17 protein-coding genes and 1 riboswitch are annotated in these 13234 nt (G+C 66.6%); of the genes, 2 read left to right on the plus strand and 15 right to left on the minus strand.

The genetic code is table 11. From position 1 onward, the window contains the following. Positions 1 to 6: 6 nt before the first annotated feature. The 12 genes from rpmC to metE all read right to left on the minus strand — a co-directional run bounded on the left by rpmC (position 7) and on the right by metE (position 8343). Positions 7 to 204 (minus strand): 50S ribosomal protein L29, encoded by a 198-nt coding sequence (rpmC, locus tag AC07NC_RS11980; protein ID WP_008263673.1) that lies wholly within the window; start codon positions 202 to 204, stop codon positions 7 to 9. Continuing rightward, positions 204 to 644 (minus strand): 50S ribosomal protein L16, encoded by a 441-nt coding sequence (gene rplP / locus AC07NC_RS11985; protein ID WP_008259917.1) that lies wholly within the window; start codon positions 642 to 644, stop codon positions 204 to 206. Before rplP ends, rpmC begins: the two co-directional genes overlap by 1 nt. Positions 645 to 647: 3 nt before the next feature. Next, entirely contained in the window at positions 648 to 1403 is a 756-nt protein-coding gene (gene rpsC, locus AC07NC_RS11990) for a 30S ribosomal protein S3 (protein ID WP_008264251.1), read from the minus strand. Further along, the gene (rplV, locus tag AC07NC_RS11995) at positions 1403 to 1783 is read right to left on the minus strand and encodes a 50S ribosomal protein L22 (protein ID WP_008262904.1); all 381 of its coding nucleotides are present in this window, start codon (positions 1781 to 1783) and stop codon (positions 1403 to 1405) included. The genes rpsC and rplV overlap by 1 nt, the downstream gene beginning before the upstream one ends. A gap of 3 nt (positions 1784 to 1786) precedes the next feature. After that, entirely contained in the window at positions 1787 to 2065 is a 279-nt protein-coding gene (gene rpsS / locus AC07NC_RS12000) for a 30S ribosomal protein S19 (RefSeq protein WP_008262211.1), read from the minus strand. Positions 2066 to 2067: 2 nt separating this feature from the next. Continuing rightward, entirely contained in the window at positions 2068 to 2904 is an 837-nt protein-coding gene (rplB, locus tag AC07NC_RS12005) for a 50S ribosomal protein L2 (RefSeq protein WP_008259904.1), read from the minus strand. Between the two features lie 4 nt (positions 2905 to 2908). Next, complete coding sequence (locus AC07NC_RS12010) at positions 2909 to 3211, minus strand: 50S ribosomal protein L23 (RefSeq protein ID WP_008260292.1); 303 nt, start codon at positions 3209 to 3211, stop codon at positions 2909 to 2911. Continuing rightward, positions 3211 to 3849, minus strand: a complete 639-nt coding sequence (rplD, locus tag AC07NC_RS12015; RefSeq protein ID WP_008260438.1) for a 50S ribosomal protein L4 — start codon at positions 3847 to 3849, stop codon at positions 3211 to 3213. The genes AC07NC_RS12010 and rplD overlap by 1 nt, the downstream gene beginning before the upstream one ends. After that, positions 3849 to 4598, minus strand: a complete 750-nt coding sequence (rplC, locus tag AC07NC_RS12020) for a 50S ribosomal protein L3 (RefSeq protein WP_426026204.1) — start codon at positions 4596 to 4598, stop codon at positions 3849 to 3851. Before rplC ends, rplD begins: the two co-directional genes overlap by 1 nt. Before the next feature lie 21 nt (positions 4599 to 4619). Beyond that, the gene (gene rpsJ, locus AC07NC_RS12025) at positions 4620 to 4925 is read right to left on the minus strand and encodes a 30S ribosomal protein S10 (protein WP_003164367.1); all 306 of its coding nucleotides are present in this window, start codon (positions 4923 to 4925) and stop codon (positions 4620 to 4622) included. Between the two features lie 296 nt (positions 4926 to 5221). Next, positions 5222 to 5989 (minus strand): acyl-CoA thioesterase, encoded by a 768-nt coding sequence (locus AC07NC_RS12030; protein ID WP_372705660.1) that lies wholly within the window; start codon positions 5987 to 5989, stop codon positions 5222 to 5224. Beyond that, the gene (metE, locus tag AC07NC_RS12035) at positions 5986 to 8343 is read right to left on the minus strand and encodes a 5-methyltetrahydropteroyltriglutamate--homocysteine S-methyltransferase (RefSeq protein WP_494569684.1); all 2358 of its coding nucleotides are present in this window, start codon (positions 8341 to 8343) and stop codon (positions 5986 to 5988) included. The genes AC07NC_RS12030 and metE overlap by 4 nt, the downstream gene beginning before the upstream one ends. A gap of 107 nt (positions 8344 to 8450) precedes the next feature. Then, positions 8451 to 8653, minus strand: a riboswitch (cobalamin riboswitch). 252 nt (positions 8654 to 8905) lie between these two features. Between metE and AC07NC_RS12040 the strand changes: the two genes are divergently transcribed. Next, positions 8906 to 9664, plus strand: coding sequence for a porin (locus AC07NC_RS12040; protein ID WP_494569685.1), 759 nt, complete (start codon positions 8906 to 8908; stop codon positions 9662 to 9664). 140 nt (positions 9665 to 9804) lie between these two features. On the opposite strand, the gene AC07NC_RS12045 is transcribed toward AC07NC_RS12040, so the two are convergent. The 3 genes from AC07NC_RS12045 to AC07NC_RS12055 all read right to left on the minus strand — a co-directional run bounded on the left by AC07NC_RS12045 (position 9805) and on the right by AC07NC_RS12055 (position 12865). Continuing rightward, positions 9805 to 10695 (minus strand): GIN domain-containing protein, encoded by an 891-nt coding sequence (locus tag AC07NC_RS12045; protein ID WP_494569686.1) that lies wholly within the window; start codon positions 10693 to 10695, stop codon positions 9805 to 9807. An 84-nt stretch (positions 10696 to 10779) separates the two neighbouring features. Beyond that, positions 10780 to 11694, minus strand: a complete 915-nt coding sequence (locus AC07NC_RS12050; protein ID WP_494569687.1) for a transcriptional regulator — start codon at positions 11692 to 11694, stop codon at positions 10780 to 10782. 10 nt (positions 11695 to 11704) lie between these two features. Next, positions 11705 to 12865: a GNAT family N-acetyltransferase gene (locus AC07NC_RS12055; protein ID WP_494569688.1), complete on the minus strand. Its 1161-nt coding sequence runs from the start codon at positions 12863 to 12865 to the stop codon at positions 11705 to 11707. Positions 12866 to 13039: 174 nt separating this feature from the next. On the opposite strand from AC07NC_RS12055, the gene AC07NC_RS12060 reads away from it, so the two are divergent. Beyond that, a complete protein-coding gene (locus tag AC07NC_RS12060; protein WP_008259259.1) occupies positions 13040 to 13201 on the plus strand; it encodes a hypothetical protein in 162 nt (53 codons plus the stop codon). The last annotated feature ends 33 nt before the right edge of the window (positions 13202 to 13234 follow it).

Here is a 13234-nt window from a genome sequence, read left to right on the forward strand (position 1 = left end):
GTTTCCTTACGAGGCCGCACGCTTCTCGCGCAGAAGCGTCGAGATGCGGGCGATGTCTTTGCGCACTTCACCCACGCGGTGGGTTTTTTCCATTTGGCCGGTGGCCGCCTGGAAACGCAGGTTGAACTGTTCCTTCTTGAGCTTCAGCAGCTCGTCGGACAGTTGGTCGGTCGTTTGCGACCGCAGATCGGCGATCTTGGTCATTAGGCGGCTACCTCGACATGGGCGACGCCGGCGTCGATACGGGTCACGACCTTGGTGCGGACCGGCAGCTTGGCGGCGCCGAGACGGAGCGCTTCACGGGCCACTTCGTCCGTCACGCCGTCGATTTCAAACAGGATGCGGCCGGGGTGGCAACGCGCGGCCCAGTGGTCCACGGCGCCCTTGCCCTTACCCATCCGGACTTCGGCCGGCTTGCCCGTGACGGGCAGGTCGGGGAAGACGCGGATCCAGACGCGGCCCTGGCGCTTCATCTGGCGGGTGATCGCGCGGCGAGCCGCTTCGATCTGACGCGCAGTGATGCGTTCCGGCTCCAGCGTCTTCAGGCCGTACGACCCGAAGTTCAGCGAGAAGCCGCCCTTGGCCGAGCCGTGGATGCGGCCCTTGAAGGCCTTGCGGTACTTGGTCTTCTTCGGTTGCAACATGACTTAGTTCTCACGTCCCCGGTCGCGACGCGGACCGCGGTCGCCACGGGGGCCGCCGCGTTCGCGGCCTTCGTTCGAGGACGGACCCGACGCTTCCTGGGCCCAACGCTTGTCCTGGGCCATCGGATCGTGCTCGAGCACTTCACCCTTAAACACCCAGACCTTCACGCCGATGATGCCGTAGGTCGTCTTGGCTTCGTAGAAACCGTAGTCGATGTCGGCGCGCAGGGTGTGAAGCGGCACGCGACCTTCGCGATACCATTCCATCCGCGCGATTTCCGCACCGCCCAGACGACCCGAGACGTTCATCCGGATGCCCTTGGCGCCCAGACGCATGGCCGACTGCATCGAGCGCTTCATGGCGCGGCGGAAGGCCACGCGACGCTCGAGCTGCTGGGCGATGTTCTCGGCGATCAGCTGCGCATCGGTTTCCGGCTTGCGGACTTCGATGATGTTCAGGTGAACTTCACCTTCGGTCTGGGCCGAGATGTCCTTGCGGAGCTTCTCGATGTCAGCGCCCTTCTTGCCGATCACGACGCCCGGACGGGCGGCGTAGATGGTGATGCGGCACTTCTTGTGCGGGCGCTCGATGATGATGCGCGACACGCCGGCGGCGGCCAGACGTTCCCGCAGCCACTCACGCAGCTTCAGGTCCTGGTGCAGCAGGCGGGAATAGTCGGCGCCGGCGGCGAACCAACGGCTGTCCCACGTACGGTTCACGCCGAGGCGCAGACCGATCGGATTGATTTTCTGACCCATCAGGCGGCCTCGCCGGCTTCACGGACCACGATGGTGATCTCGCTGAACGGTTTCAGGATGCGCGACGAACGGCCACGAGCACGGCTCGCGAAACGCTTCATCACCAGGTTCTTGCCCACGAAGGCCTCGGCGACGACCAGGTTGTCGATGTCGAGGTTGTGGTTGTTCTCAGCGTTCGAGATCGCCGAATACAGGACCTTGCGGACGTCGGTCGCGATACGCTTACGGCTGAATTCCAGCTCGTTCAGCGCCTTCTGAACCGGCATGCCGCGGATCGATGCGGCGACCAGGTTCAGCTTTTGCGGGCTGATGCGCACGTTGACCAGCTTGGCGCGGGCCTCGGTCGGGGCGACCCGACGAATGTTCTTGGTCTGGGCCATCAGTTACTTCCTTTTGGCCTTCTTGTCCGCCGCGTGACCCGGGAAGTTCCGGGTCGGGGCGAACTCGCCGAGCTTCATGCCGACCATCTCTTCCGAGACCGACACGGGCACATGCTTCTGACCGTTATGGACGCCGAACGTCAGACCGACGAACTGCGGCAGGATGGTGGAGCGGCGCGACCAGGTCTTGATCACGTCCTTGCGGCCCGACGTTTGAACGGCGTCGGCCTTCTTGAGCAGATACCCGTCGACAAACGGGCCTTTCCAGGAGGAGCGGGCCATTCTTAGCGAGCCTTCTTAACGTGGCGGGTACGGATGATGTACTTGTCCGTAGCCTTGTTCTTGCGGGTACGGGTGCCCTTGGTGTCCTTACCCCACGGCGTGACGGGGGTGCGACCACCAGAGGTCCGGCCTTCACCACCACCGTGCGGGTGGTCGATCGGGTTCATGGCGACGCCGCGGACGTGCGGGCGGAAGCCCATGTGACGCTTGCGACCGGCCTTGCCCAGGTTCTGGTTCATGTGGTCGGGGTTCGAAACCGCGCCCACAGTGGCGATGCAGCCGTCCAGGACCATGCGCAGTTCGCCCGAGCCGAGACGGATCTGGGCGTAGCCCTGATCGCGACCCACCAGCTGGGCGTAGGCGCCGGCCGAGCGAGCCAGCTGAGCGCCCTTGCCCGGCTTCATCTCGATGTTGTGGATGATCGTACCCACCGGCATCGAACGAAGCGGCATGGCGTTGCCCGGCTTCACGTCGGTCTTTTCGCCCGCGATCACCGTGTCGCCGGCCTTAAGGCGTTGCGGCGCGATGATGTAGGTCTTCTCGCCGTCTTCGTAGGTCACGAGGGCGATGAAGGCCGTGCGGTTCGGATCGTATTCCAGACGCTCGACCGTGCCGACCATGTCCCACTTGCGACGCTTGAAGTCGATCTTGCGGTACAGGGTCTTGGCGCCGCCGCCGCGGAAGCGGACCGCGATGCGACCGCCCTGCCCGCGTCCGCCCGACTTGGTCAGGCCTTCGGTCAGCGACTTTTCCGGACGGCCCTTGTGGAGCTCCGAACGGTCGACCAGCACGAGGGCGCGACGGCCCGGCGAGGTCGGATTGTAATGTTTCAAGGCCATCTGATCAGAGCCCCGTGGTGACGTCGATCGACTGGCCGTCGGCCAGGGTCACGATCGCTTTTTTGATGTCCACGCGACGACCCAGGATACCCCGGAAGCGCTTGGTCTTGCCCTTTTGAACCAGGGTGTTGACCTTCAGGACGTTGACTTTGAACAGGCTTTCGACCGCAGCGGCGATCTCGTCCTTGGTCGCCGTGTCGGCGACGCGGAAGACGACCTTGTTCTGCTCGGACAGGATCGTGGCCTTTTCGGTGATCACCGGAGCCAGGATGGTGTCGTAGTGCTTGGCGGTAGGTTGAGCGGCCATTACGCGGCTTCCTTATCGCTGAAGCGGGCTTCGATCGCCTCGATAGCGGCCTTGGTCAGCACCAGCTTGTCAGCCCGCAGGATGTCATAGACGTTCAGGCCGGCGTTCGGCAGCACGTCGATGTGCGGGATGTTGCGTGCGGCCAGGCCGAAGTTCGTGTCGACTTCCGGACCCGCGATGATGAGAGCCTTGGTCCAGCCCAGCTTGCCGAGCGTCTCGCGCAGCGAGGCGGTCTTGGCTTCCTTGACCGAGACGGTGTCGACGACGATCAGGTCGCCCGACTTCGCCTTGGAGGACAGGGCGTGACGCAGAGCAAGCGCGCGGATCTTCTTCGGCAGCGAGAAGCCGTGGTCGCGAACGACCGGACCAAAGGCGCGCGAACCGCCGACGAACTGCGGTGCACGGCGCGAACCGTGACGAGCGCCGCCGGTGCCCTTTTGCTTGTACATCTTCTTGCCCGTACGAGAGTTCTCGTTGCGGGTTTGAACCTTGTGCGTGCCGGCGCGGCGCTTGGCCAGTTGCCAGTTGACGGTGCGGGCCAGGATGTCGCCGCGGATGTCGGAGATGCCGAAGACGGCGTCCGACAGTTCCACGTCGCCAGCGGCCTTGCCGTCGAGTTGGATGACAGAGAGTTTCATTACGCTTCACCGCCTTCGGTCGCTTCGACGGGGGCTTCTTCAGCCGGGGTCGAGGCGGGTTGAGCAGCAGACTTGCTCGACTTCAGCGCACCGGGGAACGGAGCGTCAGCCGGACGAGCCTTCTTGATGGCGTCACGAACCTTGACGTAGCCGCCGTCATGACCGGGGACAGCGCCCTTGATCAGGATCAGGCCACGCTCGGCGTCCACGCGGACGACGGTCAGGTTCTGGGTGGTGACGGTTTCGGCCCCGTAGTGACCGGCCATCTTCTTGCCAGGGAAGGTCCGACCCGGGTCCTGACGGTTACCCGTCGAACCGTGCGAACGGTGCGACAGCGAAACACCGTGCGTGGCGCGCAGGCCGCCGAAGTTCCAGCGCTTCATGGCGCCGGCGAAACCCTTACCGATGGTCTCGCCCTGGATATCGACCTTCTGACCCACAACGAAGTGTTCGGCCGAAAGTTCGGCGCCCACGTCCAGCAGACCGTCCGCATCGACGCGGAACTCGGTGACATAGGCTTTCGGTTCGACTTCCGCCTTGGCGAAGGTCTCGCGTTGAGCCTTGTTGGTGTTCTTGGCCTTCTTCGTGCCAGCGCCCAGCTGGAGAGCGACGTAGCCGTCACGCTCCTGGGTACGTTGGCCGACGACCTGGCAGCCGTCGAGCTGAAGCACAGTGACCGGTACGTGCGCGCCGTCATCGGCGAACACGCGGGTCATGCCCAGCTTCTTGGCGATCACGCCCGTGCGCATCGGATCCCGCCTCTTTCTACTTTAAATCTTGATCTCGACGTCCACACCGGCGGACAGGTCGAGCTTCATGAGCGCGTCCACGGTCTGCGGGGTGGGGTCGACGATGTCGAGCACGCGTTTGTGCGTGCGGATTTCAAACTGCTCACGCGACTTCTTATCGACGTGCGGAGAGCGGTTCACGGTGAACTTCTCGATCAGGGTCGGCAGCGGAATTGGACCGCGAACGGTCGCGCCGGTGCGCTTGGCTGTATTGACGATCTCGCGCGTCGAGAAATCGAGGACGCGGTGATCAAAGGCCTTGAGCCTGATGCGGATGCTTTGATCCATATCGGTGCTTACTTCCAATGCGGTCGGAGGACCGCGTCCCTGTGAACCATTTCAAAGACCGAAGGCCTTCGGGCATAGAGCCCTCAGGGAACGCAAATCCGCAAAAACGATCGGCCCACGCAGTCGCCTGCGAAGGCCGCTAAAGTCCTGGGTCACTGCAAAGAACAGGGTCTCAGGTCGTTCCTGCGAACCGCGTCTGCATCCGGGGATGCACAGCCGGTCCAACAAGAGTGGGGCTTATGCCTACCGATTCCATTTTCGTCAAGCGGCGAAACCGTGGCGGCGACAGGATTCCGTCAGGCCGGTTCCAGCGTCGCCGCAGGCTTCGAAATCGGCGCAGATCGCCCCGCCTCATCGACCGCCACCATGACGAATTCGGCCACGGCCGACCGCCGTCGTTCGCCGGTCAACAGCGCCTCCGCCCACAGCTCCACCTCTATGGCGACGGAGGAGCGGCCGACCCGCGTGACGCGCGACGCCAGTTCGATCATGTCTCCTTCTCTTATAGGCGACGAGAAGTCGATGCGGTTCGACGCCGCCATGACCATGACGCCCCTGGCCCGTCGCGTGGCGCAGATGAAGGCGGCCTTGCCCATCAGCTTCAGTGCGTCGCCGCCGTAGAGGGTGCCATAGTGGTTGGTCCAGGTCGGGAAGACCATCTCCGCCGTCCGCAGCCAGCCGTCCCCCCGCTCCGCCCGCTTGTCCGGAACCGGCGGCAGGTCGCCCTGCCCCGCTTCGCGGGGCGCCACCATGTTGAACACGCCGCGCGTACACAGGCGGCGCTCGCCGCTGACCGGCGCCTCGGCCCACAGTTCGACCTCGACCCCCATGGAGGTTCGGCCCACGCGCGCCACCCGGCCCGTCGCCTCGACCATTTCACCGATCCGGGCGGGTGCGGCGAAGTCGATCCGCTCGCAGCCCGCCGTGACCGTGTGCCGCCGCGCATGACGCGCGGCGGCCAGGAAGGCGACCTTGTCCAGGTGCGCCAGACCGACGCCCCCGAACAATGTGCCGTGGTGGTTGGCGTCGCCGGGGAACACCATGTCTATAAGCGTGACGCTCATCCCCCTACGGCCTCCAGGCGCGCGGCCTTCGCGGCCGAGACCATATTGGTCAGCGCCGCCTCGGTCTCGGCCCAACCGCGGGTCTTCAGGCCGCAGTCCGGGTTCACCCACAGCCGGTCCGCCGGCAGCTTGCCCGCCGCCGCCGTCAGCAGGGCCGCCATCTCGTCCACAGACGGCACGCGCGGCGAGTGGATGTCATAGACGCCCGGGCCGATCTCGGCCGGATAGCGATAGTCGGAGAAGGCGTCGAGCAGCTCCATCCTGGACCGCGAGGTCTCGATGGAGATGACGTCGGCGTCCATGGCCCCGATGGACTGGATGATGTCGTTGAACTCGGAATAGCACATGTGGGTGTGGATCTGGGTCTCGTCCCGCACGCCCGATGCGGTGATGCGGAAACACTCGACCGCCCAGTCCAGATAGGCGGCCCAGTCGGCGCGGCGCAGCGGCAGGCCCTCGCGCAGGGCCGCCTCGTCGATCTGGATCACGACGGCGCCGGCGGTTTCCAGATCGATCACCTCGTCACGGATGGCGAAGGCGATCTGGCGGCAGGTCTCGCTGCGCGGCTGGTCGTCGCGCACGAAGGACCAGTTCAGGATCGTCACCGGGCCGGTCAGCATCCCCTTCATCGGCCGATCGGTCAGGCCCTGGGCGTAACGCCACCATTCCACCGTCATCGGCCTGGGCCGCGACACGTCGCCATAGATGATCGGCGGCCGCACGCAGCGCGAACCATAGGACTGGACCCAGGCGGCCTTGGTGAAGACGAAGCCGGACAGCTGTTCCCCGAAATACTGGACCATGTCGTTCCGTTCGAACTCGCCGTGGACCAGCACGTCCAGACCCAGGTCTTCCTGCCATTTCACCGTCCGCGCGGTCTCCTCGCGCAGGAAGGCGGCGTAGGCGGCGTCGTCGATGACGCCCTTGCCGTGATCGGCGCGCGCCTTTCGAACCTCGGCCGTCTGGGGGAAGGAGCCGATGGTGGTGGTCGGATAGGCGGGCAGGTTCAGCCGCCGCCGCTGCACCGTGCGCCGGATTTCGAAGCTGGAGGTGCGGGTCGACAGGGCGGGGTCGGCGTCGGCGGCGCGCGCCTGGACCTTCGGATCATTGATGCGCGGCGAGGTGCGGCGCGAGGCGACGGCGGCGGTCGAGGCGTCCAGTTCGGCCTTCACCGCATCGCGGCCATGGTTCAGGGCGCGGGCCAGGATCGCCAGTTCGGCCACTTTCTGCACGGCGAAGGCCAGCCAGTTCCTGATCTCCGGCTCCAGGGCCGTCTCACGCTCCAGATCGATGGGGGTGTGGAGCAGCGAGCAGGACGGCGCCAGCACCACCTGGCGACCCGAGGCGACCAGGGGCTCGACCCGGTCCAATACGGCGTTCAGATCGGCCTTCCACACATTGCGGCCGTCGATGACGCCCAGCGACAACACCTGATCGGGACGCATGTCCGAAGCGACCGGGGCCAGTTGCTCCGGGGCGCGGATCAGGTCGAGATGCAGGCCATGCACCGGCAGCTTCAACGCCGTATGCAGATTGTCGCCCAGCGCGCCGAAATAGGGGGTCAGCATCAGCTTGATCGGCGGCGTCACATCGGCCAGCACGCGATAGGCGTGATCATAGGCGGCCTTGGCCTCGTCGCTCAGGTCCGTGACCAGGCAGGGTTCGTCCATCTGCACCCAGGTCGCGCCCGCGCGCGCCAGCGACCGCAACACCTCGGCATAGACCGGCAGCAGGCGAGGCAGCAGGCTGAGGACGTCGAAGTCGGCCCCGCGCGTCTTGCCCAGCAGCAGATAGCTGACCGGCCCCAGCAGCACCGGCCGGGTGTCGATCCCCTGCCCCCTGGCTTCCAGGTACTCGTCCAGCGCCTTGGTCGAGCCCAGCCGGAAGACCAGATCCGCCGTGAACTCAGGCGCGAGATAATGGTAGTTGGTGTCGAACCATTTGGTCATCTCCATCGCCGGCGCGCCCTCACCGCCGCCGTGGACATGACCGTGTTCGCAGACCGGACTGTCGCCGCCGCGAGACCCCGGCGCCCCAGACCCTCGAGCCATGGCGAAATAGGTCGCCAGATCGACCCGATCCCCGCTCCAGCCATAGGCGGCGGGCACGGCCCCGACCATGGCGGTCAGGTCCAGCACCTGATCATAAAGAGAGAAGTCGTTCGACGGCACGATGTCGGCGCCCAGATCGCGCTGGCGGGCCCAGGTGAGGGCGCGCAGCTCGGCGGCGGTGGACAGCAGGGCGTCCCCGTCGATCCTGCCGGCCCAATAGGCCTCGAGCGCGGTCTTCAGCTCGCGTTTGGGGCCGATGCGGGGAAAGCCGAGGGTGGCGACCTGGACAGTGTGGCGGGTCATGACGTTCGAAACCTGTATTATGGCCAGGCTTCGGACAGGGTCGCGCGGACGCCGACGCGAACAAGGGTCCGGCGGCGCGCATGCGGCCTGACCGGACACCCCGCCGGAGGACGTTATCTGTCGGGGCAGGTCTCCTGGCTCACGGGTCGACGCCTCGGATCCGGCCTTCCCGGCGCGAACGCCAGTGACACGAGATGGACCCTCGACTCGCCGCTTACAGTTGCGGGGGCAGCGCCGGTTTCACACCGGCTTCCCTCTTAGCTCCACGCGCCCCGAAGACCGCGTGCAGACCACGACCCGGGCACATGACCGCAATGAAGCGCAGCCGTCAATACATATAAGGATATCCTTATATGATTATATGATTTCGGCCCGTTAACTCCTTGCCGCAGGAAACGCGCTCGAGTGACACATTTTGACCACAAGGCGTGGCAGATGAGACACATGTCAGTTTCAAGACACTTATGTAACGACGGTTTATTGCTCAGCTTCTCGCGCCGGCTGGTAGCAGCCGCCCTCCCCGGGCCTCCACCCGGGCACAGACTGCTAAGGACAAAAGAAAATGAAGACGATCCTCCTCGCCTCGGCCGCCGCCGCCGCCACCCTGTTCGCCGCCCCGGCCTTCGCCCAGAACGCCATCGGTTCGGTCGGCGTGACCTACTCCAACCCGTCGGTCGAAGTCGCCGGCGATGACGTCGACGCCGACGTCTGGACCGTGGACGGCACCGTCGCCCTGCCGGCCGCCGACTGGACCGTGACCCTGAACGGCGCCGTCGACTACACCAAGGCCTTCGGTGAAGAAGACGTCACCGGCGTCGCCGCCGCTCACCTGACCAAGATGTGGACCTCGGACGTCCGCGCCGGCGCCTTCGTCGCCGCCAACGACATCGGTTCGGGCAACGATCCCGTCTGGACCGTCGGCGCCGAAGCCCAGAAGTACCTGTCCAACGCGACCCTGACCGGCCTGGTCGCCTACACCACGTCTGACGACAGCGACGCCGACATCTGGACCGTCGGCGGCGACGCCGCCTTCTACGTCATGCCGAACCTGCGCCTGAACGCCGGCGTCAGCTACAACAACGTGGACGTGGCCGGCGGCGACGTGGACGCCTGGACCTATGGCGTGGGCGCCGAGTACGAAATCGAGAACACCCCGTTCTCGGTCGGCGCCGCCTACACCCGCGCCGACGTCGACTCGATCGACGTCGACACCTGGTCGCTGGGCCTGCGCTACAGCTTCGGCGGCGGTCTGCAAGCGCGTGACCGCGCCGGCGCCGGCCTGAACGTCTCGTCGATCACGAGCGTCCTGGGCGGCCTGTAAGCAACGGCCTCCCTCACGGTGTGAGAAGAGCCCCGGCGGAGCGATCCGCCGGGGCTTTTTTCATGTCCGGATCGACGCACGAAAAAGGCCCCCAGGGTTCCACGACCGGGGGCCTTTCCTCTCGCGGCGAGATACGGGTCTTAACGCCCGATATGAAGCGTCCCGGATCCGACGACGGTGCGGGACACTGAGCCTGTGGCGGCGGCGACGCGGACGTTCCCCGAGCCGGCGATGGCGACGCTGAGGTCGCGGGTCGTTCCGCCGTAGCGGACGTCCCCGGACCCGCCGATGGCGACCGACAGCTTGTCCATCCGACCCTGGCGGACGTTCACCCCGCCCGAGCCGCCGATGGAGATGTCGCCCTGACCATTGGCGCTGGCGACCTCCACATTGCCCGAGCCGCCGACGGCGACCTTGAGGTCGCCGGTGCCGCCGGCCGAAACCGAGCCTGAACCGCCGACGCTGGCGTCCAGCGCCCGCGACGTCCCGGCGCGGATCGCCCCCGAACCGCCGACGCCCAGCTCAAGGTCGCCGTCCACATTGGCGATGGTCCAGCCGCCGCAGCCGCCGCTGTCCAGTTCGACCGAGCGCGCGCCGCGTCCCACGGCGCCGAACACGGCGCCGCCGGCGCTGACATCCACGTTCCGCGGCGTGCGCAGGATGATCAGGGGCGCGTCCTCCAGCCGGATGCGGCCCAGATCGCGCACCTCGACCGTCGCGCCCTGGCCGGGCTGGGCTGCGTCTGCGCGGCCCGAGTTGCAGTTGCGTATGCCGTCGCCACGACCCCAGAGGCCATTGCGGCGGAGCCCGCCGTCGATCTCCACGTCACGGCCGTTGCGCCGCACCTGTACGGCCGGCAGCCGTGACCGGCCCTGCGTCACCTCGACGGCGATGTCCTGGCGGTCCTCGACGATGACGACCACGCGCGCCACGGCGTTGCGGATCTCGACTTCGCCGGCCGATGCGGGCGCGGCGGCGGCCAACCCCGTCAGGGCGGCGACGGCGGCGGCGGCGATCAGAGCGGTTTTCATGGAGGCGTTCCCTTTCCCGGATATGAGGAAAAGGTGCGCGCTGGCGACCCGCGAGTCATTTTAACTCGAGGTCATGAACTCGAATTAACGGGTGGCGTTCAAGGCGCCCGCGCCGTCCGCAGCCCCGACCTCGGGCTGGAAGTCGCGCTCGAAGGTCGCGATCCGGCTCTTCATCGCCCCGGCCCGCTTCAAAGCGAGCGACGCGACCCAGCGCGCCGCCAACTCCGGCGCCGCCATGCCGTCGGTGAGGCGCGGCTCGCCGCCCCGGCTGCGGATCACGGCGTTAGTGAACAGCGCGCCGTTTCTGAACCGCGACGGCCAGGTCTGGAAATCCATCGACAGGCTGACGCAGAACCGGTCCAGGTTCTCCACACGATGCGGCGCATACAAGGGCCAGGTCAGGGCGCGGCCGGGCTCCAGATCCATGATCTGGGCGTCTTTCTCGAACGCCAGATCATAGGGCAGTTCCTCCGTCGTCTGGCGCGCGACGACCTGTTCCATGCTGCGCTCGGGCAGATGCCGCTCGTCGCCCGGATAGACGAACAGCCGCTTGCGCCCGCGCAGGTGGAACAGAACTACCCCCGCCGCATCGAAATGATAGGGCACCCGCGCCTTGGGCGAGGACAGGATCAGCTGACCGGCGTTCCGCACCGCCCGCAGGCCTGGATAGCTCGCCTGGATCGCGGCGAAATCCTTCATCGCCGCCGCCCACAATTCGGGCCAGGCCGTCTCGACCCCGCGCAGATTGACCCAGAGCCGGCCCTGTTTGATCGCCTCCAGGAGATCCTCGCCCGACAGCCGCCCCCGCGCGCCGGTGCGCAGGCTGACCTGGCCCGCGTCGTCGTAATCGTACAGATTGATGTCGAACAGTTCGGCCGGATAGCGGTCCAGCACGGCGGCCAGGGCCGCATCCTCGGCGAAGCCCTGTTCGACCAGGCTGTGCGGATGGGTCTTGGCCTCGGCGATGGGGCCGGGATAGCGGGTGCGGCGGCCGCTCATGATCCTATCCTCAGACATGGGCGACGCGCGTGGGCGTCTTCCTGCGGGCGGCGGCCTTGCTGACGGCGGATCGAACCGCGACGGCCGCGCCGCGCAGCCGCCCGACGGGCGAGGCCTCGCAGGCCTCGATGGTGGACCAGCGACGGCGCAGCGACGCCCGCAGCGCCTCGCCCCGGCCGCCCGCCTTGTCCAGCACGCCTACCGCTGCGTCGCCCAGCGCCTGGGTCAGGCCGGGCCGCATCACCACCGCCTCGCGCACCGTCTGCCGGGCGTTGACGAAATACTTCTTGTAGCTCTCGCCCTCGAACCCGAAGTCGAAGACCCGGAAACCCTCGGCCGAAGCCAGCCGCATCGTGTCCATGCTCAGCAATATCCCCGGCGAGCAACGCGCCAGGCTGGGTTCATAGACCGGGAACCAGAAATGATAATGCCGACCAGCGTGTAGCGAGAACTCGATCGCCACCAGCTTGTCCCCCGCATGCATGGCCGCCATCGAGGCCCCGAAGTCCGGCCGGGGGTCCGCCATCAGGGCGTGGAGCAGGTCGCGCGTCCAGCCACAGGCGAAAATGTCGTGCAGGCCCGAGCGGCGATACTGGGCCGCCTTCAGATCGATCAACTGGTCCAGCAGGGCGGGGGCGCGCAGGCCGCGTTCGACCCGAACGGGGCCCAGCTCGGCCTCCAGGCTGCGGCGGGCCCGTTCCTTGTCCTTGAAATATTTGCCGAAGGTCACGCGACGCTCGGCGTACCAGGCGTCGAAGCCGGCGTCCGGCATGGCGACCTGAACGGTCTCACGCGCCTGGCCGGTCTCGGCCGCGCCGATCCAGCCGGGGACGTTCAACCGGCGTGCATGAAGCAGGTGCGCCACCTGTTCCAGCGTGATGGTCTCGCCCTCGGCGGCGATCACGCCATGATAGTCGTTCATCGGCGCACCCAGCGGCTGCACCGATCCGCCGCGTTTCTGATGCGGGAAGAAGCCGACGATCCGCCCGCCGCGCCGAAACACGGCCACGGCCGCGCCCGGACAGACGCGGGCGGCGATCTGCGTATAGTCCCAGCGGAAATAGGGACTGGTCAGGGCCGGATTGGTCGTCGTCCAGTCGCGCCACAGGGCGATCGCGGCGGCGTCCATCGCCTCCGCGCTCATGATCTCGACCTGCAGCGTTTCGGCCATGCGCGTCCTCATGCGACCCTTGGGAGCAAGGTCCATTCCAGAAACCATGCGCCACGGCCCGTTTCGGTATGGTTCATCGTCATGGTGAACGGGGTGATATCGCCACAGCCGGGAGCCCCGCCGCCCCGCGCGCGTTGACATCCCTGCGGAGGCCTGCTCCGCCAGGAGACCCAGATGACAGACGCACGTCCCGACAATCGCAACGTAGAGAACGAAAACCTGCGTCCGGACCACGACGGCGAACCGCCGCGCCCCGCGACCGAACCCAAGGGCTCAGAAGGCTCCAGCAACTCCGGCGAGACCGCGACCGATCCCGCGACGGGCGAAGAGAACTGAACCCGACGCCACCACGCCCTTGTCTGTCGCTTC

It is taken from the genome of Brevundimonas sp. GW821-FHT10A07, from assembly GCF_059415785.1.

Coding starts and splice junctions, on each gene's coding strand:
- rpmC (WP_008263673.1), bottom strand. CDS start 204: ATGACCAAGATCGCCGATCTGCGGTCGCAAACGACCGACCAACTGTCC.
- rplP (WP_008259917.1), bottom strand. CDS start 644: ATGTTGCAACCGAAGAAGACCAAGTACCGCAAGGCCTTCAAGGGCCGC.
- rpsC (WP_008264251.1), bottom strand. CDS start 1,403: ATGGGTCAGAAAATCAATCCGATCGGTCTGCGCCTCGGCGTGAACCGT.
- rplV (WP_008262904.1), bottom strand. CDS start 1,783: ATGGCCCAGACCAAGAACATTCGTCGGGTCGCCCCGACCGAGGCCCGC.
- rpsS (WP_008262211.1), bottom strand. CDS start 2,065: ATGGCCCGCTCCTCCTGGAAAGGCCCGTTTGTCGACGGGTATCTGCTC.
- rplB (WP_008259904.1), bottom strand. CDS start 2,904: ATGGCCTTGAAACATTACAATCCGACCTCGCCGGGCCGTCGCGCCCTC.
- AC07NC_RS12010 (WP_008260292.1), bottom strand. CDS start 3,211: ATGGCCGCTCAACCTACCGCCAAGCACTACGACACCATCCTGGCTCCG.
- rplD (WP_008260438.1), bottom strand. CDS start 3,849: ATGAAACTCTCTGTCATCCAACTCGACGGCAAGGCCGCTGGCGACGTG.
- rplC (WP_426026204.1), bottom strand. CDS start 4,598: ATGCGCACGGGCGTGATCGCCAAGAAGCTGGGCATGACCCGCGTGTTC.
- rpsJ (WP_003164367.1), bottom strand. CDS start 4,925: ATGGATCAAAGCATCCGCATCAGGCTCAAGGCCTTTGATCACCGCGTC.
- AC07NC_RS12030 (WP_372705660.1), bottom strand. CDS start 5,989: ATGAGCGTCACGCTTATAGACATGGTGTTCCCCGGCGACGCCAACCAC.
- metE (WP_494569684.1), bottom strand. CDS start 8,343: ATGACCCGCCACACTGTCCAGGTCGCCACCCTCGGCTTTCCCCGCATC.
- AC07NC_RS12040 (WP_494569685.1), top strand. CDS start 8,906: ATGAAGACGATCCTCCTCGCCTCGGCCGCCGCCGCCGCCACCCTGTTC.
- AC07NC_RS12045 (WP_494569686.1), bottom strand. CDS start 10,695: ATGAAAACCGCTCTGATCGCCGCCGCCGCCGTCGCCGCCCTGACGGGG.
- AC07NC_RS12050 (WP_494569687.1), bottom strand. CDS start 11,694: ATGAGCGGCCGCCGCACCCGCTATCCCGGCCCCATCGCCGAGGCCAAG.
- AC07NC_RS12055 (WP_494569688.1), bottom strand. CDS start 12,865: ATGGCCGAAACGCTGCAGGTCGAGATCATGAGCGCGGAGGCGATGGAC.
- AC07NC_RS12060 (WP_008259259.1), top strand. CDS start 13,040: ATGACAGACGCACGTCCCGACAATCGCAACGTAGAGAACGAAAACCTG.